The sequence below is a fragment of the Clostridium guangxiense genome, from assembly GCF_021043395.1.
Lineage (GTDB): Bacteria > Bacillota > Clostridia > Clostridiales > Clostridiaceae > Clostridium_S > Clostridium_S guangxiense.
Genome location: NZ_JAJNKE010000006.1, coordinates 75,416 through 96,486 on the forward strand (window position 1 = coordinate 75,416; position 21,071 = coordinate 96,486).

At 30.4% G+C, this 21,071-nt stretch carries 18 protein-coding genes; 14 read left to right on the top strand and 4 right to left on the bottom strand.

Annotation, left to right across the window (positions count from 1 at the left end):
- Positions 1 to 283 precede the first annotated feature (283 nt).
- The 3 genes from glmM to LQK79_RS06390 all read left to right on the top strand — a co-directional run bounded on the left by glmM (position 284) and on the right by LQK79_RS06390 (position 3,504).
- On the top strand, positions 284 to 1,633 hold the full coding sequence (gene glmM / locus LQK79_RS06380; RefSeq protein ID WP_053243156.1) for a phosphoglucosamine mutase: 1,350 nt from the start codon (positions 284 to 286) through the stop codon (positions 1,631 to 1,633).
- Positions 1,634 to 1,948: 315 nt separating this feature from the next.
- Entirely contained in the window at positions 1,949 to 2,782 is an 834-nt protein-coding gene (locus LQK79_RS06385) for a YihY/virulence factor BrkB family protein (RefSeq protein ID WP_231015977.1), read from the top strand.
- Positions 2,783 to 2,868: 86 nt separating this feature from the next.
- A complete protein-coding gene (locus tag LQK79_RS06390) occupies positions 2,869 to 3,504 on the top strand; it encodes a hypothetical protein (RefSeq protein WP_231015978.1) in 636 nt (211 codons plus the stop codon).
- 39 nt (positions 3,505 to 3,543) lie between these two features.
- Here the strand turns inward: LQK79_RS06390 and LQK79_RS06395 are convergent, their stop codons facing one another.
- Together LQK79_RS06395 and LQK79_RS06400 are read right to left on the bottom strand one after the other, a co-directional pair.
- On the bottom strand, positions 3,544 to 6,093 hold the full coding sequence (locus LQK79_RS06395) for an FAD-dependent oxidoreductase (protein WP_231015979.1): 2,550 nt from the start codon (positions 6,091 to 6,093) through the stop codon (positions 3,544 to 3,546).
- An 82-nt stretch (positions 6,094 to 6,175) separates the two neighbouring features.
- Positions 6,176 to 7,015, bottom strand: a complete 840-nt coding sequence (locus LQK79_RS06400; RefSeq protein ID WP_053243158.1) for an AraC family transcriptional regulator — start codon at positions 7,013 to 7,015, stop codon at positions 6,176 to 6,178.
- 128 nt (positions 7,016 to 7,143) lie between these two features.
- Here LQK79_RS06400 and LQK79_RS06405 point away from each other — a divergent pair, with 128 nt between their 5' ends.
- Positions 7,144 to 8,892 carry an ABC transporter ATP-binding protein gene (locus LQK79_RS06405; RefSeq protein WP_231015980.1) on the top strand — a complete coding sequence of 583 codons (1,749 nt, stop codon included), beginning with the start codon at positions 7,144 to 7,146 and terminating at the stop codon, positions 8,890 to 8,892.
- Positions 8,893 to 10,674: an ABC transporter ATP-binding protein gene (locus tag LQK79_RS06410; protein WP_231015981.1), complete on the top strand. Its 1,782-nt coding sequence runs from the start codon at positions 8,893 to 8,895 to the stop codon at positions 10,672 to 10,674.
- 49 nt (positions 10,675 to 10,723) lie between these two features.
- Here LQK79_RS06410 and hydG read toward each other — a convergent pair whose 3' ends face one another.
- Both hydG and LQK79_RS06420 read right to left on the bottom strand, forming a co-directional pair.
- A complete protein-coding gene (hydG, locus tag LQK79_RS06415; protein WP_053243157.1) occupies positions 10,724 to 12,139 on the bottom strand; it encodes a [FeFe] hydrogenase H-cluster radical SAM maturase HydG in 1,416 nt (471 codons plus the stop codon).
- A gap of 11 nt (positions 12,140 to 12,150) precedes the next feature.
- On the bottom strand, positions 12,151 to 12,399 hold the full coding sequence (locus LQK79_RS06420) for a TM1266 family iron-only hydrogenase system putative regulator (RefSeq protein ID WP_231015982.1): 249 nt from the start codon (positions 12,397 to 12,399) through the stop codon (positions 12,151 to 12,153).
- 987 nt (positions 12,400 to 13,386) lie between these two features.
- Between LQK79_RS06420 and LQK79_RS06425 the strand changes: the two genes are divergently transcribed.
- The 9 genes from LQK79_RS06425 (at position 13,387) to LQK79_RS06465 (ending at position 20,662) form a co-directional block, all read left to right on the top strand.
- On the top strand, positions 13,387 to 13,959 hold the full coding sequence (locus LQK79_RS06425) for a hypothetical protein (protein WP_231015983.1): 573 nt from the start codon (positions 13,387 to 13,389) through the stop codon (positions 13,957 to 13,959).
- Positions 13,960 to 14,186: 227 nt separating this feature from the next.
- Positions 14,187 to 14,540 (top strand): DUF6514 family protein, encoded by a 354-nt coding sequence (locus tag LQK79_RS06430; RefSeq protein ID WP_053243645.1) that lies wholly within the window; start codon positions 14,187 to 14,189, stop codon positions 14,538 to 14,540.
- 306 nt (positions 14,541 to 14,846) lie between these two features.
- Positions 14,847 to 15,221 carry a holo-ACP synthase gene (acpS, locus tag LQK79_RS06435; protein WP_053243402.1) on the top strand — a complete coding sequence of 125 codons (375 nt, stop codon included), beginning with the start codon at positions 14,847 to 14,849 and terminating at the stop codon, positions 15,219 to 15,221.
- A 1-nt stretch (position 15,222) separates the two neighbouring features.
- Complete coding sequence (locus tag LQK79_RS06440) at positions 15,223 to 16,719, top strand: NAD(P)H-hydrate dehydratase (RefSeq protein WP_231015984.1); 1,497 nt, start codon at positions 15,223 to 15,225, stop codon at positions 16,717 to 16,719.
- 51 nt (positions 16,720 to 16,770) lie between these two features.
- Positions 16,771 to 17,409, top strand: coding sequence for a germination lipoprotein GerS-related protein (locus LQK79_RS06445; protein WP_053243401.1), 639 nt, complete (start codon positions 16,771 to 16,773; stop codon positions 17,407 to 17,409).
- Positions 17,410 to 17,532: 123 nt separating this feature from the next.
- Complete coding sequence (gene alr / locus LQK79_RS06450) at positions 17,533 to 18,693, top strand: alanine racemase (protein WP_053243400.1); 1,161 nt, start codon at positions 17,533 to 17,535, stop codon at positions 18,691 to 18,693.
- Positions 18,694 to 18,812: 119 nt separating this feature from the next.
- Positions 18,813 to 19,136, top strand: coding sequence for a CopG family ribbon-helix-helix protein (locus tag LQK79_RS06455; protein WP_053243399.1), 324 nt, complete (start codon positions 18,813 to 18,815; stop codon positions 19,134 to 19,136).
- Positions 19,093 to 19,455: a type II toxin-antitoxin system PemK/MazF family toxin gene (locus LQK79_RS06460; protein WP_053243398.1), complete on the top strand. Its 363-nt coding sequence runs from the start codon at positions 19,093 to 19,095 to the stop codon at positions 19,453 to 19,455. The genes LQK79_RS06455 and LQK79_RS06460 overlap by 44 nt, the downstream gene beginning before the upstream one ends.
- Positions 19,456 to 19,816: 361 nt before the next feature.
- Positions 19,817 to 20,662 carry a YitT family protein gene (locus LQK79_RS06465; RefSeq protein WP_231015985.1) on the top strand — a complete coding sequence of 282 codons (846 nt, stop codon included), beginning with the start codon at positions 19,817 to 19,819 and terminating at the stop codon, positions 20,660 to 20,662.
- Positions 20,663 to 21,071 lie beyond the last annotated feature (409 nt).

Consider the following 21,071-nt stretch of genomic DNA (forward strand, 5'->3'; position numbering starts at 1 on the left):
TATTTAAATTACGAATACCAAATTTATCCTTACAAACTAGAATTTGTAAAGCAGAGTAGAGAGTAGCGAAAGGTAAATTCACATTCACTCTACTCTCTACTCTGTACTCTCTACTCTAAATTATACTATTATTTGAAATTAAAATGTATTTAGTATTAATTTATTTACGATTAATTGATTAATTAAGTGTAATTGTACGGACTTTCAAATTATGCTATAATAAATAGCGATTTGTTATTTAGAAATTTTATAATATTAGAATATAAAAAGGCAGGTTTAAAATATGAGTAGAATGTTTGGAACAGATGGAGTAAGGGGAATAGCCAATGAAGAACTTACTGCTGAATTAGCTTACAAATTAGGAAGAGCAGGTGCATACGTTTTAACTAAAGGTACACACAAACCTAAAATATTAGTGGGAATGGACACTAGAATTTCTGGAGATATGCTTGAATCTGCATTAGTTTCGGGAATACTTTCAGTTGGAGCTGAAGCTATATGTGTAGGAATAATTCCAACACCTGCAGTTGCATATTTAACTAGAAAATACAATGCTGACGCAGGAGTAGTAATATCCGCTTCTCACAATCCAGTTGAGTATAATGGAATCAAATTTTTTGATGGAACAGGATATAAATTATCTGATGAATTAGAAGACAAAATTCAAAGCGTTATAGAAAGCAATTTTAAGGAAGTACCACTTCCTACAGGTGAGAATGTTGGAAGAAAGATAATTGAAGAATCTGCAATTGACGATTATATAGAATTTGCTAAAAGCACTATAGATATAGATTTAAAAGGAATGAAAATAGCACTAGATTGTGCTAATGGTGCATCATATATAACAGCTGTTAAAACTTTTAGGGAACTTGGCGCAGATGTTAAGGTTATAAATAACGATCCAGATGGTATAAATATAAATGCTAACTGTGGATCAACGCATACTGAAGAACTTATGGATTATGTTGTTAGAAAAAACTGTGATTTAGGACTTGCTTTCGATGGCGATGCTGATAGATGCCTTGCAGTTGATGAAAACGGGAAGCTTATAGATGGAGATTTCATAATGGCTATCTGCGGAAAATATTTAAAAGAGCAGGGCAAGCTTAATAAGGATGTAGTTGTAGTTACTGTAATGAGCAATATGGGATTATTTAAGGCACTTGATAAAGTAAATATTAATACTGTAAAAACCAAAGTTGGAGATAGATACGTTCTAGAGGAAATGCTTAAAGAAGGTTATAAGCTTGGAGGAGAACAATCAGGTCATATAATATTCTTAGATTATAATACAACAGGAGATGGACTTGTTACAGCTCTTCAAATATCAACTATTGTTAAAAAGAGTGGTAAAAAATTATCAGAGCTTGCTTCTATGATGAAAAAGCTTCCACAGGTACTTGCGAATGCAGAGGTTCCAAATGATAAAAAAGATATATATATTACAGACAAGGAAATAGCGGACGAAATTGTAAAAATTGAAAAAGAACTTGATGGAAATGGAAGAGTTCTTATAAGACCATCTGGAACAGAACCACTTGTTAGAGTTATGCTTGAGGGCGAAGACCAGAAATTACTTGATATAATGGCTCACGGTCTTGCAAAGAAAATACAAGAGAAAGCAAACATATAGGGGTTTGGGCGTCAGCCCATGTGATTTGAGAACCATAAACAAGCACTTATTATATTATAGGGGTTTGGGCGTCAGCCCATGTGATTTGAGAACCATAAACAAGCACTTATTATATTATAGGACAGTAATAATTTTGTTTATACATAAAATTATTACTGTCCTTAATTTTTTATAAATTACTTGTGAAAATTTTGTAAATAAAAATTAAAGTTTTCAAATGATACATATATAATATTGTGTTTATATTTTTTAGTGGGATATAATAAACATATATAGAGTGTTTTCACTATAAAAAATTTTTGAAAGGAATTTACTATGGAAAAGGGCAGATTGAACATAAGAAGGCTTATTGTTGAAGTTGTTAAGATATCATTAGAGGATGATATTTTTGCTCTGGCTTCTCAATTGGCTTATGGATTGCTTTTTTCACTTTTCCCTTTTTTGATATTCTTAATGACTTTAGTAGGATTCAGCAATATAAGAAGCTACGAGGTTCTTCAACTATTTGAAAGAATAATGCCAGAGCAAGTATTTAGCTTAGTTAAAGGAATAGTTTTAGAGGTGACAGAGAAAAGGAATGGAAATCTTTTGTCATTCAGTTTGATTATAAGTTTATGGGCATCGATGTCTGGATTTAATGCAATAATAAAAGGACTTAATATGTCATATAAAGAGGAAGAAAGAAGAGGGTTTTTAAAAGTTCAGTTGGTATCTTTTATATTTACCATGGGACTTATAATTACTATATTTGCAATAACGGTTTTAATGGTATTCGCAAGTGTGAATGAACCTATTATCTCAAGATGGTTTCATCACCCGGAGATAACATCATTTTTATGGGATTTTATAAAGTATTTTATTTTAGTTCTTACAATGTTATTTGTATTTTCTGCTGTGTATAGGTATACTCCGGCTAAAAAACATAGATGGGGGGATGTAATTTGGGGAGCATTATTTACAACTGTAGGCTGGGTAATGTCGTCTTTTGGTTTTTCTTACTATATAAATAACTTTGGAAATTACTCGAGAATATATGGAAGTATAGGAGCCGTTATAGTACTAATGACGTGGCTATTTATAGGATCATTTATATTGATTTTGGGCGGAGAAATAAATTCTGCAATACTAAATAAAAATATTTATAAATAAAGTCATATTAAATATTTACACAATAGTAATTTTAGTGTAAAATTTAAAATTGCGTAAGTTGATTTTTAAGTATATAATTTTTCAAGATGGAAGGTATAAAAGTGAAAGGCTTCTGGATTAAATTCATTGCAATTGTAACTGCTTGGAGCATTATATTTAGCTTTAGTGGATGCAGCAAAAGACAAAAGAGCAAAAGTGTTGGGGCAGCTCAAACTCAGCTTGAGAAACAAAAATTAGAAATTAAGAGCTTTGTAAAACAATATTACGAGAGTGAAGTTCCAAAAGATGAGAAATATTTAAAGGATTTTTTTATTAATCCTAATATTGCAGATATACAGTTTATGAAAAATAAGCTTAAAATTTTTAATATAGAGAAAATTAAATTTAATGGTATTTACAATATAAAGAGCAGTGGAAGACTTGCCGCAATGACAGGCAGCTTTAATGCATATTTTAAGAATATACCAAGTTCTAGACCGGATGTTGAAATAGTTATGCTTATCAAAAAGAATAATAAGTGGTATTTCTTAAATGATGATTCTATGCTTAATGAAACTGAACTTATGTGGGAAAATAATCAAAAGCAAATTCAAAACAAATTTATCGTAAATGATAAAAACATGAATAAAATACTTGAAACGAATAAAATTTTTGATGAGGCTAATAAAGGTTATATGGATCAATGCAAAGAAAAGTTTGTTTCTAGTCAAAGTGGTAAATAAACGCTTTTAACATTGTATAAATGTTAAAAGCGTTTATTTTTATATATCTTTTAAGATTTCTTTTAAACTTTTATTGTCTTTCATGGCTAAAATCAATTTTCCGGCAGCAGATGTGTTTCCTATTAGATATCCACCAGAAAGTACATTGTTCATGAAAAATAAAGTTTTGCATTCATTCAATTTAGGGTTAAGGAATTGAAGTTTTTCATTTTCAGTATTTGTCACATCACCAAAGGATACTACAGAGGTACCAAGAGCATCAAATATTACAGAGGATACAAAATCTTTAAATGAAGTTTTATCGCCTACGGCATTTGCACCAGCTGTTTTTCCCATTTCTACAGCAGCAGTCCAGTTTCCATAAATAATTCCGTTTAGTTCAGCAGCATCACCAGCAGCATATATCTCTTTTACATTCGTTTCCATATTTTCATTAACTAATATACCTTTATTTGTTTTTATGCCGCATTCTTCAGCAAGCTTTTTATTTGGCCTTATTCCTATTGAAAATAAAACCATGTCTGCGTTAATTGTTCTGCCGCTTTTAAGTCTAACACCACTGACAGAAGTGTTTCCCAAAATTCCAGTGCAGGAATCACCTAGTATAAGATTTATTCCATTTTTTGAAATAAGCTTTTCAAAAAGATTGGCTCCAGATTTATCAAGCTGCTTTGGAAGGAGTCTATCGAAAAATTCAACCACTGTTACATTTAAACCAGATTTTTTCATTTCTGAAGCTGCTTCAAGACCTAAAAGCCCGCCACCTATTACAACAGCATTTTTAGAAGTTTTTATGTGGTTTTTAATGTTGTTTGCATCGTTTATATCCTTTAAAGTGTAAACCCCATTTTTATCAATTCCAGGCAAATCAGGCTTGAAATTATGACTTCCAGTTGATAATATCAATTTATCATAATTTTCTTTGCTTCCATCAGAAAGTAAAAGTTCTTTATTTGCAGGATTAATCTTAATAACCTTTGAATTTAACCTTAAAATAATTCTATTATCTTCATACCAACTTGGTTGGGAAACATAAAATTTACTATCTTCAATATTTTCTGTTAGATAATCAGAAAGTTCTGGTCTAAAATAGGTTGGGCGATTTTCGGAAGATATTATTTCAACAGTGCATTTTTTATTTCTCTTTCTTATAGCTTCAGCAGCATAATAACCAGCAGCCCCATTTCCTACTATGACTACTTTTTCCGCATTTTCACTTTTGAATAAATTTTTGTTTTCTGTTATTTCAATAAATTGATCTTTGCTGGCACCACATACAGGGCAAAATTCAGGAGGCTTCGTTCCTTCAAATACAACCCCGCATATTATACATTTCCATTTTTTTATAGTAGAGGAGCTTTTTATATTAGCTGAGGTTTTGTTTAAGTTTTCCTTTATTTTTTCTGCAAAGCTTCTACCAAAGTTATAAGCACGGTTATTATCTTCCTTTGAAGGCTTAAAATTGATTTTTAATCCTGGAACGGGAAGTTTCATTCTAAGCTGCTTTAAGCGTTCTTCTATATTAGGAACAGCTTCTCCGCTCCAACCATAAGAGCCAAAAGCTCCTGCAAATCTTCCACCATGAATTATAGGATTTAGAGAATTTATTACATCATAAATTGGTCTTAAAGCATCACTAGTTATAGTAGGTGATCCAAAAAGAAGACCTATTGAAGAATTGATTTTTGATATTATTTCTTCTTCTTTACTGTAAATCACATCAAAAGAGTTTATAGTAAAATTATCTACTGACTTTATTCCTTCTGCTATTTTATGAGCAATTTCCTTTGTGTAACCATATGCAGATACATAGCAAATAGTTATTTCTTTGTTCTTAGATATATCATCCTCTGTACTCCATTTTTTATATAACTCAACGACTTTTTTAGGGTTATCCCTTAATATAGGACCGTGTCCTGGGCAAATTATATCTATTGGCAAATCTTTTATTTTATTGTAAGCTTTGAGAACATAAGGTTTAAAAGGACCCATTATGCAATCAAAGTAGTATTTTAGTGCATCCATATATTTTTCTTTATCTTCTATAAGATCGTTAAATATCTTTTCACTTGAATAATGGCAGCCAAAGGAATCACAAGTTATAAGCAGCTTTTCTTCAGGCACATAGGTATATATTGTGTCTGGCCAATGTAAAAGTGGTGCAGAAATAAATTTAAGAGTTTTGCCTCCAAGGTCTAAAGAAGAACCATCTTTCACCTCTATATATTCAAAAGAATGATTTACTATATTTTGCAAAAATTTTATTGCTGTACTTGAGCCAACTACTTTTGCATTTTTTGCAATGTCCAAAAGTTTTTCAACAGAACCTGCGTGGTCTGGTTCTGTATGATCTACTACAATGTAATCTATATTCTTAATGTCAATATTAAGGGACTCAAGCCTTGCAAGGTATTCGTCGAAAAACTTTTCTTTTACAGTTTCAAAAATGGCTGTCTTTTTAGATCCCTTTACAATATAGGAATTGTAAGTTGTCCCATATGGGGTATACATTACTATATCAAAAATTCTAAGACCAGGATCAAGGGCACCAACCCAATAAATATCTTTTTTTATCTCAATAGCCTTCATTTTAACCACTCCTTAAATTATTATTAAAAGATAATAATTATTAACTATATTTTAATGTTAATTTACGTAAAAATCAATACTTTTATCTATTTTTGTAACGTGAAGGAGAAATATTATAGTATTTTTTAAATAATTTACTAAAATAGTAGGCATCATCATAACCAACACTTTTGGCAATAGTTTTAACAGTAAGTGTGGTATCTTTAAGTAGGGCCTTAGCTTTTTCGAGTCTTATCTTAATAAGATAATTTATAGGGGATACTCCTGTTTCTTCTTTAAATATTTTTGATATATACACAGGGCTTAAGTACATATTTTTGGATATCTTATATAGGGAAATATTGTTCATATAATTTTTGTTCATGTACGCAATGATTTCTTTTACTATATTCGACTTTTGGGAAAATTCAAAATGATAATCACATATTTTTTTTCTACTTTCTTCAAAATAGGTTTCTCTTAGGAACATTACAAGAAGCTTAGTTGATAGAATCTTAAGCATGAGTTCATAGCCATCTTTATGATTACTTTGTTCTTTTAGAATTTCTATGCAGCAATTTTCAAAATCCTTACCATATCTTTGAAAATTAAATATACCAAGAAAGTTTTCTTTAGTAATGTGATTAGGAGAAAAACTTCTTATATTTATATTATTAAACCCGATGTGAATTTCATTTAGACTTTCATATTTATTTACTATTTCTGAATGGTATACTCCAGGATTGAATACCATTAGTTGACCTTTTTTTACGTTATATATATTATCATTTACAATGTATGAAGTTTCTCCAGAAAGCATATAGCTAAATTCAAGAAAATCGTGAGAATGATGATCTATTACATAGTTTTCTTTTGGTCTTGAATTAAATACATAAAGAATTTTTGGGTTGAAACTGTTTACATTGATTCCTAAATCACACATAATATCACCTCAAGTGCAAACTTTATAAGTATAGAAATGTACATTAATTAAATAAAAATATACATTCTTATTTTATTTATTTTACCACATAATTGTAATGGTAAATAGATAAGTTGGAGGAATTTTTTATGGACAGTTTAAAATGGATTTTTGGCTACGTAAAGCGGTATAAGTTTAGAATGATAATGGTTATTGTAATGGTTGTTGTTTCTTCTTTGTTAGGTATGGTTAATCCTTATTTATCAGGAAAACTTGTGGATTTGGTTATAGTTGCGAAAAAGACCTCGCTGCTTATTCCTATGCTGGCTGCTATGATTGGAGTTACTTTACTAAAAGCTATAGTACGATATAGTTTTCAAATGATTTCGGAATTTGTTTCCCAAAATATTATGTTTGAAATACGAGAACAAATGTATGTAAATCTTCAAAAACTTGATTTTGATTTTTTTGATAAAACTAGAACTGGGGATTTAATGACTAGGATGACTGGAGATCTGGATGCCATAAGGCACTTTGTAGCATGGGTAATCTATAATGTAAGTGAAAACATCATAATATTTTTATCGGCGGTTTGTATGATGTTTTATATAAATTATAAATTTGCACTTATAATGCTTATTATTACACCATTTATAGGATATTTTGCTTATAATATGACTCGTGATGTTGGACCAACCTTTTATGCAATAAGGGAACAATTTTCAAAACTGAATACCATTGTTCAGGAGAATATAAGTGGAAATAGGGTCGTAAAGGCTTTTGCAAAAGAGGATTATGAAACATCAAAGTTTCAGAGAGAAAATCAAGCATTTATGGATAGAAACCTTGAATCTGCAAAGATGTGGGAAAAATATTTACCTATACTTACTTCTTTTTCAAATATGTTTTCTGTGATTATGATTTTGGCTGGTGGAATATTGGTTATAAAAGGCAGCATGAGTATTGGTGATCTTGTTGTTTTTAACAGTCTTATTTGGGCACTTAATAATCCTATGAATATGGTTGGGTGGCTTATAAATGATATAGAGCGTTTTATTGCCTCGTCCAGAAAGATAAGGATGCTTATAAGTGCAGATGCTAAAATTAAAAGTAATGACAAGGCTGCGGCTAAGAATAGAATTCATGGGGATATTGAGTTTAAAAATGTTTCCTTTAAATATGGAGATGAGGCAGTACTTGAGAATATAGATTTTAAAGCAAAAAGTGGGCAGACCGTTGCAATTCTTGGCCCTACAGGCTGTGGAAAATCTACTCTTGTTAGCCTTATACAGAGATTTTATGATGCTTGCGAAGGGGAAATACTTATTGATGGAAAAAATATAAAGAAATATAATCTTCAAAAACTTCGTGATAGTATATCAGCGGCAATGCAGGATATATTCCTATTTTCAGATACTATAGAGGGGAACATAGCATATGGTACTCCTGATGCATCCTTTGAAAAGGTAAAGTGGGCGGCGGAGGTTTCAGATGCAGATGAATTTATATCAAAGCTTTCAAATGGTTATGACACTATTGTAGGGGAAAGAGGAGTTGGACTTTCAGGAGGGCAAAAACAAAGGATAGCACTTGCGAGAGCAGTAATAAAGGAACCCTCTATACTCATTTTAGACGATACAACTTCAAGTTTGGATGTAGAAACAGAGATAATGATTCAGAAAAATTTAAGAAAGTATTTAAGGGACAAAACTACCTTTATAATTGCACATAGAATTTCATCTGTTAAGAATGCTGATTTGATACTTGTTATGGATGAAGGAAGAATAGTTGAAAGTGGAACACATGATGAGCTTTTAAAGAAAAAGGGGTACTATGCTAATGTATATGAAAATCAGTATGGTAACTTTGAGAAAAAACTAAGGAAAGAGGTGGTTTAAATGGCAAGAAACAAATTTGATGAAGATGAAGATTTTGAAGAAAAAATAAATTCTAATGATCTTAAAAGACTTTTAAAATACGTAGTGCCTTATAAAAAAGAAATGATTATAACTGTTTTTCTTATGTTGTTATCAAGTGCAGCAACACTTTTAGGACCATACCTAGTTCAAATAGCTATTGATGATATGATACCTAAGAAAAATATAAGAGGTCTTGTAATGTTGTCAGCTATATTTGTACTAACAATTATTATAACGGGATTATGCATGAAATTTAAAATAAGAACTATGTCTGATATAGGACAGAAGGTAATTAGAAATATTAGATCTGACATATTTAATAAGCTTCAAGAATTGCCTTTTTCATATTATGATGATAGACCTCATGGGAAAATACTTGTTAGAGTTGTTAACTATGTGAATTCATTAAGTGATCTACTGTCAAATGGACTTATAAATCTTATTACAGATTTATTTACTGCAGTTGTAATAATAGTATTTATGTTTGCAATAAATGTTAAGTTAACGCTGCTTTGCTTTGCTGGTTTTCCTGTGCTTATACTTGCCATATTTATAATCAAAAATGCACAGAGAAAAGCATTTAGAGCCTATAGTAATAAGCAATCTAATTTGAATGCGTATATACATGAGAGTATAACGGGAATAAAAGTTACACAGGCCTTTGTAAGAGAAAATGAGAATCTTGGTATATTTAGAAAGGTAAGCAATGATTTCAAAAAATCATGGTTAAAGGCTGTTTCAGTTCAACTTCTTTTGGGACCATGCATAGATAATATATCTGTTGCTACAATTTCACTTATATATTTAGTGGGAATTTATTCAATAGGCAAGGGAATAACTATAGGAGTACTTGTGGCATTTGTGGGATATATATCTAGGTTTTGGGGTCCAATAACTAATATAGGAAATTTTTATAATACCTTAATAATGAATATGGCATATGTTGAAAGAATTTTTGAAACCATAGATGAAAAGGTAACTGTTAAGGATATCGAGGGAGCAAAGAAAATGCCTCTTATAAATGGAAATGTTGAATTTAAGAATGTTGTCTTTAAGTATGATGAAAGTGCAACTATACTTAAAAATGTATCCTTTAAGGTAAATGCAGGAGAGACTATAGCTATAGTAGGACCAACAGGTGCTGGTAAAACTACTATTATAAATCTATTAAGTAGATTTTATGATATAAGTGGTGGAGAAGTATTAATAGATGGAGTAAATGTGCATGATGTTACTATTAAATCTTTAAGAAAGCAAATGGGAGTAATGCTTCAGGATACATTTGTTTTTTCAGGAACAATAATGGACAATATTAGATATGGAAAACTTGATGCCACTGATGAAGAAGTAATTGAAGCTGCTAAAACTGTAAGAGCGCATGATTTTATAAAGAACATGAAAAATGGCTATTATACAGAAGTAAATGAAAGAGGAAGTAGATTATCCGTAGGACAAAGACAGCTTATATCTTTTGCCAGAGCGCTGCTTGCGAACCCAAGAATACTTATTTTGGATGAGGCAACCTCGAGTATAGATACTAAAACAGAATTGGCACTTCAAGAAGGTTTAAATAGGCTTTTAAAAGGAAGAACCTCATTCATAATTGCACACAGATTATCCACAATTAAGAATGCAAATAAGATAATGTATGTGGATAAGGGTAGAATTGTTGAAGAGGGAAATCATGATGAGCTTATGAGGAAAAAGGGCGAATATTACGAGCTTTATATGTCACAGTACAATATACTTAAGGCAGTCTAAAAAAACGGCTGCCTTTTGGCAGCCATTTTTTGGATTTTTATATTAAGTTTTAAAAATAAAGATCTCTTTCACCATTTTCAATTCTAGCTAATCTAGCAATGGTTTCTTTTTTTGTATTATCAGAAGTTATATTTTCAAGGTTCTTTTTTATGGTTTTTGTGCCTATTTCTTTTAATTCATCATCAGCATAATCTATTAAAAACTCTTTAAAAGTAAGTATCGCATTTGGAAGACAGCAATTGTGGATTTGACCAGATTTAGCAAGTTTCATAAAACGGTCACCTGTTCTTCCTTGTCTATAACAAGCTGTGCAGTAACTTGGAATATATCCTTGTGCACAAAGTGATTTTAATATTTCAATAGGTGTTCTATCATCATTAACTACAAATTGTGGAGGATCAACTTGAGAAGTATCTCCAAATTCTTTTTCATAACCACCAACATCTGTGGCAGATCCAGCACTTATTTGAGAAATTCCAACAGCTATTACTTCTTCTCTAAATTTAGGCTCTTCTCTTGTTGATAAAATCATGCCAGTATAAGGAACTGCAAGTCTTAATATTGCGACAAGCTTCTTGAAATCATGATCGTGAACAAGATAAGGGAAATTTGAAAAATCAACTCCACGGGCAGGCCTTAATCTAGGCATTGATATTGTATGAGGGCCAACTCCGTTGAATTTTTCCTCAAGATGCTTTACGTGTAAAAACATTGCAACTGTTTCATATTTGTAATCATATAAACCATACAAAACACCAATTCCAACATCATCAATTCCAGCTTCCATGGCTCTTTCAAGAGCTGTCATGTGGTAATCATAATTGTGCTTTGGACCTGTTGGATGCATCTTACTGTAAGTTTCTCTATGATATGTTTCAGAAAATAAAGTGTAAGTACCTATTTTAGCTGCCTTTAATTTCTTGTAGTTTTCAATTGTGGTAGCTGCAATATTTACATTAATTCTTCTCATTTCACCATTATCTTTGTGAACTTCATAAATTGTCTTCATACAGTCTGTAACGTAGTCTATAGGGCAATTTACAGGATCTTCTCCAGCTTCAAGAACAATTCTTTTATGTCCTAAAGATTCAATTAATTCAACTTCACGTGTAAGTTCCTTTTTTGTAAGTTTCTTTCTTATACCTTTGTTTTCACAGTTGTATCCGCAGTATTTGCAGCCATTAACACAATAACTACTTATATAAAGAGGAGCAAACATTACTATTCTGTTTCCGTAAATGGCTTGTTTTATCTTTATGGCAGTACTGTATATTTTATCAAGCATAGTATCATCTTCAACATGAAGAAGCACTGATACTTCTTTAGGTTCAAGACCTTTACATTTTGAAGCTTTATCAATAATTTCATTAACAAATTCAACATCTTTTGCTTTTTGGCTGCCATACTCAAGGTATTCTTTTATTTTTGCGTCATCAATAAAATCTGCTTTTTCACAGTTAAGCATAAATTAGCCTCCTAAGATTTTTTTGACATAGCTGATTTTACACTTACGCCAGATATTTTACCAAGTTTTCCTGTCATAGCACTTAACTCATCTGAAGTGCCATCTACTATAATTGAAATGACTGATATACCCCTTTCTCTATAGGGTATACCCATTCTTCCAACTATTATTGAACTGTATGTATGGAGTATTTTATTGACTTCGCCTGCCATTTCTAAATTTTCTACTATTATTCCTACAACAGCAATTCTCTTATCCAAAATAAATCACCTCAATAATAAAAATACCCTCCATACAGGAAGGTTAAATATCATGCAAAATAAATCCCTTAATTTAATCCCTTCCTTTTACACGGTTAAACACTGCGTAATTAGAAAATCTAAGCTAATTATTTTTGTCCATAATTGAAAGAAAATCTCGCAACACGGACAAGTACATTATCGCACAAAAACATACCTTTATCAATTGTAATTTTTCGAGCACTATAGTGAAGGGTTTTAACTCACTTCGTTTGTTAAAAGACTAAGGCTTTTGCTATGCGAAAGGTGAAGGGTCTTACGGTGCTGTGCACGTAAAAGGTGAACTTTTTTATCTTCAATAAAAAGCTAAGGTTGATTTTCCTCCTTTTCCCTAAGGAAAATCTTTAACGTATTTAAATTATTTATTTTTCGTAGAGAAACGGAGAAAAATATTCCTTAACCTTTTGCCGTGGCAAAAACCTTCACCTTTGACAAGCAAAGCTATGTCAAACCCTTCACTTTTCACATAAGTGAAAAAGTTAGTTTTTTAATGAGCAGGGCGAATTAAAACCCTTCACTCAGCTCGACAAATTCCAGTTTGTAAGGATAAATTTTGAGATTGCAATTTTAAAGTTTCAAGTTTTCAGATGGTTTATCTTTAGTAATATTATAATTAGTAGTAAATTAATTTTATACTGTAAATAAAATTCATTCAAAAATTAGGAAACTTTTGAATGAAAGAAATAAAGATAATTAGTTAAGAATTTAAAGAGATGATATTATAAAATTTATATAAGACTTTAATTTAAACATTTATTGTGGAAAACAAATGTTTTTATTTAACATAAAATGGTATAAAATAAAATATGTAGAAGGTGAATTTTTCATGCATATAAAACGCATTTAATGGCAAAACTATTTAATATTATAGGAATAATTCACTTAAATTATTAAGCGAAAGGAGAAAGCGTATTAATTATTACTAGTTATTGAACGCAAATAAATAAGATGGAAAATATAAATTACGTAGAAAATTTAAATAAGGAATTTATGGAATTTATGGAAACAGCAATTTCAAATGAAATAGATTGTTATGTAATAGATTCAAATTTTACAAAAGAGTTTAATAAAAGGTTAATTGAAGTTATGGAGGAAATAAGAAAAGGCAATCCAGACATAGAATTTAGTATAATCTTTAATGTTGATAAAGAAATATCTTTAATTGATTCTTTAATAATTGGAAATTTTGCTGCGGATTTGTATTCTGTTTATATGAGCAAATATTATAAAACCAAAGATTTGCAGACTATTTTAAATTACATGCATAGTGAAAATGATGCTGAAAAAAGAAGATTTATAATTAATTCTATTAATGTATTTTACAATATATTTAATGAAATGTTTAAAACTATAAAATGTAACAAAAGTATATTTTGTAAATATGAAAAATACTATAATTTGAGAGAATTGAAAGAGAAAAAAACTCCATTGATGGTATTGGTAATTTTGATATTAGAAGATATGTGCAAATTTTTTAAGATAAGAAACAGTTTGTTAATAGAATGTTACAAAGAAATTTAAGACATATGAACTAATGAATCGACATTTTTTATGCGCATAATTGGATATATATGGTGAAAACGTTTTTTGGACATTGAAAAATATTAAATATAATGTAATAAAATAATTTAAAGGAAAATTAGTGTCAAAATAATATGAATGAAAAAAAGGTTCAACTATCATCAAGTGACAGAATTTTTGAAACGCTTATGTTAATATTTGATCATAAGTATAGGGAGGTTGGATATATGGAGATAGTTGAATCTATGATAAAGGAAATTCAAGTAGGTGACAAAACGTGTAAGTATGAATATATGCTTACTAAGGGGGAAGTGTCTTTAAGTTATTCTAGTGAAATTATGAATATTCAATCTTATGGCATAGAGGTTGAAAGAAGAGATTTTATCAATGGAAATCTTGTAAATATTGATCATGATGGAGTGAAGAATATAAGCTCCGATAGATACAAGGTACATAATCTTCTTAAGATTTTGTATGAAAATATAGTTTCACCAATTAATTTTGTAGAAATTATTGGCGAATGTATTGATGAATACACATCAGATTACGATAGAGTATATAATGATATTTTGAGTTGCTAGGGGGTAATTTACTCCCCTTTTTTATATTGTGAAATTCTGAAATTATTTTCATGTAAATGTTTACAAAACTTTACTCTTTGCCAACTGGTATATATAATTTATTTATAATTATGTATAGTGCATAGATTTTAAATCAGAGTAGAGAGTAGCGAAAGGTAAATCTATATTCACTGTACTCTCTACTCTGTACTCTGAGTTAAATTTCAGTTTGTAGGGATAAATTTGGTATTGGTAATTTTAATATTTCAGCTTGTTTATCTATATTAATTGACGGCTTCAGAATAAAACAATTAAGGGGTGAAGGTTATGATTTTAGGAATTGGAACAGATATAATAGAAATAGCTAGAATAATGGAAGCAGTGGAATTAAACTCAAATTTTATTGAAAAATTATTTAGTAAAAATGAAATTGAATACTTAAAAACAAGAAACTTAAGGGCAGAATATATAGCAGGTAGATTTGCGGCAAAGGAAGCAGTTTCTAAAGCTTTAGGTACAGGCTTTAGAGGGTTTAACTTAAAGGATATAGAAATTGATAGAAATTCACTAGGGAAACCAATTGTAACTTTAAGAGGTAAGGCCAGACAAATTGCAGAAAAAAATGGTGATTACAGAATGCATGTAAGCATCTCACATGATAGGCACAGCGCTGTTGCATATGCAGTTTTGGAGGTGCTTTAGTTTGAGAATTACAGATGCTAATACTATGAGAAAAGTAGATGAATGGTGCATTGATGAACTAAAGATACCAAGTGTAGTTCTTATGGAGAATGCTGCATTTAAGGTAGCTGGAAATGTAGATAAGAATATGAACAATATAGTCATCGTGTGCGGAACTGGAAATAACGGAGGAGATGGATTAGCCGTTGCCAGGCAGCTTTTTAAAAAGAATAAGAATATCGCTGTGTTTTTGATTGGTAATATTGAAAAAATGAGTAGTGATTGTAAAGTCAATTATAATATATTAAAGAATATGAAATTAAATATTATTAATATAAAAAACAGCGAAGATATATTCATTTTAAAAGAAGCAATTAAAAAATCAGAACTTATCATAGATGCTATTTTTGGTACAGGGCTTAATAGAAAGATAGAAGGCATATTTAGTGAAGTGATTTCTAAAATTAATGATAGCAAAAAATATATTTTATCTATTGATGCGCCTTCTGGTTTAAATAGTGATAATGGTTTGATAATGGGAAATTGTATAAGGGCAAACAAAACTGTTTCATTTGAAGCTTATAAGGTTGGTTTTTTACAATATGGGAATGACGTATACATTGGAGAGGTAGTTATAGAAGATATAGGTATTCCCGAATTTGTATTAGAAAAATTTTGTGACAATAAATTTATACTAGATGAGAGTATAATTAAAAATGGTATAGTAAGGAGAAACAAGTATTCTCATAAAGGTAATTATGGAAAGGTTACGATTTTTGCAGGGTCAACAGGATATTCTGGAGCAGCATATATTTCAACACAGGCGGCAGTTAAAACGGGTTCTGGACTTGTTACCCTATGTACATATAAACAAATTCAAAATATATTAAGTGAAAAGTTAGTTGAAGCAATGACTATATCTTATGATGAAGAGGAAAGAATTAATAATGCTATAGAGAAGAGTAGTGTAATTGCTATAGGTCCTGGAATGGGAAATAATAAATTTACTCTTGATATGCTAAAGAAAATAATTTGTACATCAAAAGTGCCAATTGTTATTGATGCGGATGGAATAAATGTACTTAAGGACAATATTTCTCTGCTCGCAAACAAAAAAGTACCTATTGTGATCACACCGCATCTTGGAGAAATGTCTAGGCTTACCAATATATCTGTTGAAGGGATAAAAAATAATAGAATAGAAATAGCCCAAAATTTTGCACGTAAATATGATGTTATAGTCCTGCTTAAAGGCTATAATACGGTTATAACTGATGGAAAATATACAGCAATAAATTCTACTGGCAATAGTGCTATGGCTTCTGGAGGTATGGGGGACTGTTTAACAGGAATGATAGCATCGTTTATAGGACAGCAGTATCACCCTCTTAAAGCAGCTTGCATGGCAGCTTATATTCATGGATATTGTGGAGAAAATCTTTCTCAAAAAATGTTCAGTGTTACGGCTTCAGATGTATTAAATGAAATACCATATGCAATAAAAACATTCATAAATTAGATTTGTAGCGAATATGAATTTAGTAATAGAAATGTTGAATAAGGAGTATTGGTGAAAGAAAAAACAAAGCTGTTTAAAATGTTTTTATGTGGATGCATTATAATTGTTGCTGCTGCAATATTGAGTACATATTGTCTTTTGAGGGCAATAAATTCTAAGGATAAAAATGTTATAGACCATCTTAAAGAACTTAAAAGCTATAGTTGCGATATGAAGATAACAGTTAAGAATGATAAACAAAATGTTGAATATGCTTGCAAACAATATTATTCATATGGCAATGGCTACAGATTAGAGATAAATAAAGAGAGAAACATGGTTTATAAAGAGAACAGGGTATATGTTTTTGATAAAGAAAATAATAAAGCCTACGTTAAAAATGATGAAACTGATGATATATATAAACTTAGTTTTATAGGAGAATATATTGGAATGCTTTATACTAATCAAAATATAAACTGTTCAATAAGGAAAATAAATGGAATTGAATATGCTCTTATTAAAATTGATATACCAAATCAAAATAGAAATGCAAAATACGCTGTTATGTATGTAAATGAGAAAAGCAGTGAACCATACAAGCTGATTATATGCGATGAAAATAATAAAGAAAAGATGGAAATTGGATATAGTAATTTTATTCTTAATAATAACATAAACACTAAGTTATTTGAAACTCCTAAGCTGTGATACGCTCTGTAAGTACCAATACAATGAAATATACAATTATGGGTGGTTCTTGTAATGTATATTACTTTGAGTTATCATTAAATTTGTGTACAAAATTAGCAGCTTTTAGGATGGTGAAGGTAAATGTTTAGGCATATAAGGCCAGTGTGGGCAGAAATAAATTTAGATAATATTGCATATAATATGCAGAGAATAAGAGAATGCTCAAGAAGTAAAGATATAATAGGTATAGTGAAGGCAGATGCTTATGGACATGGAGCAGTCGATGTGGCACCAGTTATTCTTAAGAATGGTGCAAATAGACTAGCAGTTGCGGTTTTAAGTGAAGCCGTTGAACTTAGAAAATCTAAGATTGATTGTCCTATAATGATACTTGGATATACACCTCTTAGTATAGGAGACGATATATTTAAATATAATATAGAGCAAACAGTATTTTCAGTAAGTTATGCTAAAGAATTATCTAAAATGGCTCAGGAAAGAAATGTTGATGTAAAAATCCACATAGCACTTGATACAGGAATGGGTAGAATTGGATTTATACCGGATGAAAAAAGTGTTGAAGAGGTATATGAAATAAGCAGGTTACCTAAAATAAAAATTGAGGGACTATTTTCACATTTTTCAACGGCAGATGAAGAAAACAAAGAGTATACTTATCTTCAATTTGAAAGATTTAAATGGTTTTATGATAAACTTATTAAAAAAGGTGTAAGGGTGAATATAAGACATATTGCAAACAGTGCTGCCATAATGGAACTTCCGGAAACACATTTTGAAGCTGTAAGGCCTGGTATAATAATTTATGGATATTATCCATCAGAAGAGGTAGATAAAAATAGGTTGAGTTTAAAACCTGCTATGGAGTTAAAAACTAACGTGGTTCACATAAAGGAAATGAAAAATGGTGAGTTCATAAGTTATGGTAGAAAATTTCAGTGCAAGAGAAAAAGCTTAATTGCAACTCTTCCTGTAGGCTATGCAGATGGATTTACAAGAATGCTCTCCAATAAGGATAAAGTCATAATTAATGGAGAATTTGCTAATATCGTAGGTAGAATATGCATGGATCAATGTATGGTTGATATAACTGACATTCCAGATGTAAAAGTTGGGGATGAAGTTATACTTATGGGAGAGTCTAATGGAAAATCTATTACAGCAGATGACATAGCTGGAATGCTTGGAACTATAAACTATGAAGTTATTTGCATGATAAGTAAAAGAGTTCCAAGAGTATATGTAAGTAATGAGAAGGTTGTAAAAATAAGGAACTATATATAAGTGCTATATATTGGAGTACACGAAAGTTTAACAAATCCTTTGACATATTGACAATTATTGAATTATAATAAGTTAAATACATATATTTGTGATGTTTTTTAGGAGGTATTAATTTTTGTATGTCAAATTCGAAGAGATTAGTGATAAACATCTCAGAAAAGCTTTGTAGTGAGTTTGATAAGGCGCTTAAAGAAGATAGAAAAAAAAGAAGTGAATTTATTAGAGAAGCAATAATATTATATATAGAGAAGAAGAAAAAGCTTGATCAGGCTGAAGACATTAAAAGAGGATATATTGAAATGGGTAAAATGAATATTGAAATGTCTGAGTTTGGTGTATCCTCTTATTTAGAAGAATTAGATCAATATGAAGTGATACTATCGGAGAGTGATTTTCCTAATGACGATAATGATAGTGAAAAGAGGAGATATATTTTATGCTGATCTAAGTCCCGTAGTTGGATCAGAACAAGGTGGCATACGTCCCGTTATTATAATTCAAAACGATGTTGGTAATAAATATAGTCCGACTGTAATAGTTGCAGCTATTACTTCTCAGATAAATAAGGCAAAGCTCCCAACACATGTTGAGATATCGTCAGAGGAGTATGGACTTAATAAAGACTCAGTAGTCTTACTTGAACAGATAAGGACGTTAGATAAAAGACGGCTCAAGGAAAAAATAGGTCATATGACAGATAGCGATATGGAAAAAGTGGATTATGCTCTTGAAGTCAGTATAGGATTATCAAAAAATGAATAAATTAAGCTTGTTTTTAGTATAAATTTGTATAGTTTGAGCACTATTCTTTATAAGGGTAGTGCTTTTGTATGGAATTAAATCAGTGCACAATGCACAGTTCACAATGCACAGTTAAGGATGATTTTCTTCCATTTTACTACAGAAAATCTTAAAACATGATGGTGGAGTAATTATAGAAAAATTATTTAGCGAAGCTGAATTTAAAATTGCAGATTTATCTGACGTAGGAAAGATAAATCAACCATAACTGTGAACTGTGCATTGTGAATTGTGCACTGAAAAAACATTACTTGAAAGTCTTTATAAAAGTAATTTAAATATTTCAGCCAATTTTAATATACACATATTACGAGGTGATTTAATGAAAAAGTTTAAAGAATTCGTACTTATAACCTTGGGAGATATATTAGTGGCTATGTCAATAAAGTTTTTTCTTCAACCTAATAAAATAGCAGCGGGTGGAACTTCTGGTATAGCCATAATAATAAATAATTTTTTTAAGTTTATTCCTGTTGGGGTACTCATGATAGCTATGGATTCAATATTATTTATTATGGCCATGATAGTCATAGGAAGTAAGTTTGGATTTAAAACTCTATATGCAAGTTTTTGTCTGAGTGGTTCCTTAATTTTAATGGATAAACTTATTCCATATGGACCTTTAACCAAAAACTTACTTCTCGCGGCAGTTTTTGGTACATTTCTTTCAGCTATAGGAATGGGAATCATATTCAATCAAAATGCTTCTACTGGTGGAACAGATATAATTGCCAAAATAATAAACAAATTTTTACATATAGATATAGGGAAGTCACTGCTGCTTGTGGATTTTATAGTAACTTTATTTGCTGGTGTAACAATGGGAGCAGATATAGGAATGTACTCACTTCTTTCTGTAATAATAAATGGTTTTATGATTGATTTTGTCATTGAAGGACTCAACGTATGTAAACAGGTTATGGTAATAAGTCCTAAAAATAAAGAAATATCGAAGTTTATAATGGAAGAACTCGACAGGGGCTGCACCGTAATTGCAGGAAAAGGTGGATATACCCTTAATGACACATACATATTATATTGTGTACTCAGCCGAAGTGAATTCATAAAACTCAAGCAATTTATAAAAGAAACAGACTCCAAAGCCTTTATAACCGTAAGTGATACCCGAGAGGTCCTAGGCAACGGATTTAAAGATATACACATCTAGAGTTTGCGCGAGAGCGCATTTGACTTCAAAAAACAAAATACATGACGATGTTAAGAAAACTAAAATAGAAGTAGTCTTGTTAATCTAGAGTTTGCGCGAGAGCGCATTTGACTTCAAAAAACAAAATACATGACGATGTTAAGAAAATTAAGATAGAAGTAGTCTTGTTAATCTAGAGTTTGCGCGAGAGCGCATTTGACTTACTTATTAAATGCATTTAAGTCAGATTATGGTGAACGATTCTTAATTAAATTGAAAATTATATGAAGTTTCGCTATAAAATATACTCATATGACAAAAAGTTAATAATATGTTAAAAAAACTTTTTTTTATATAAAAGTATATTGTGGTATAATAATTGTAGTTATGTAAAATAATTTTGTAAAAAAAGATAAAGATAAGCGGGGAG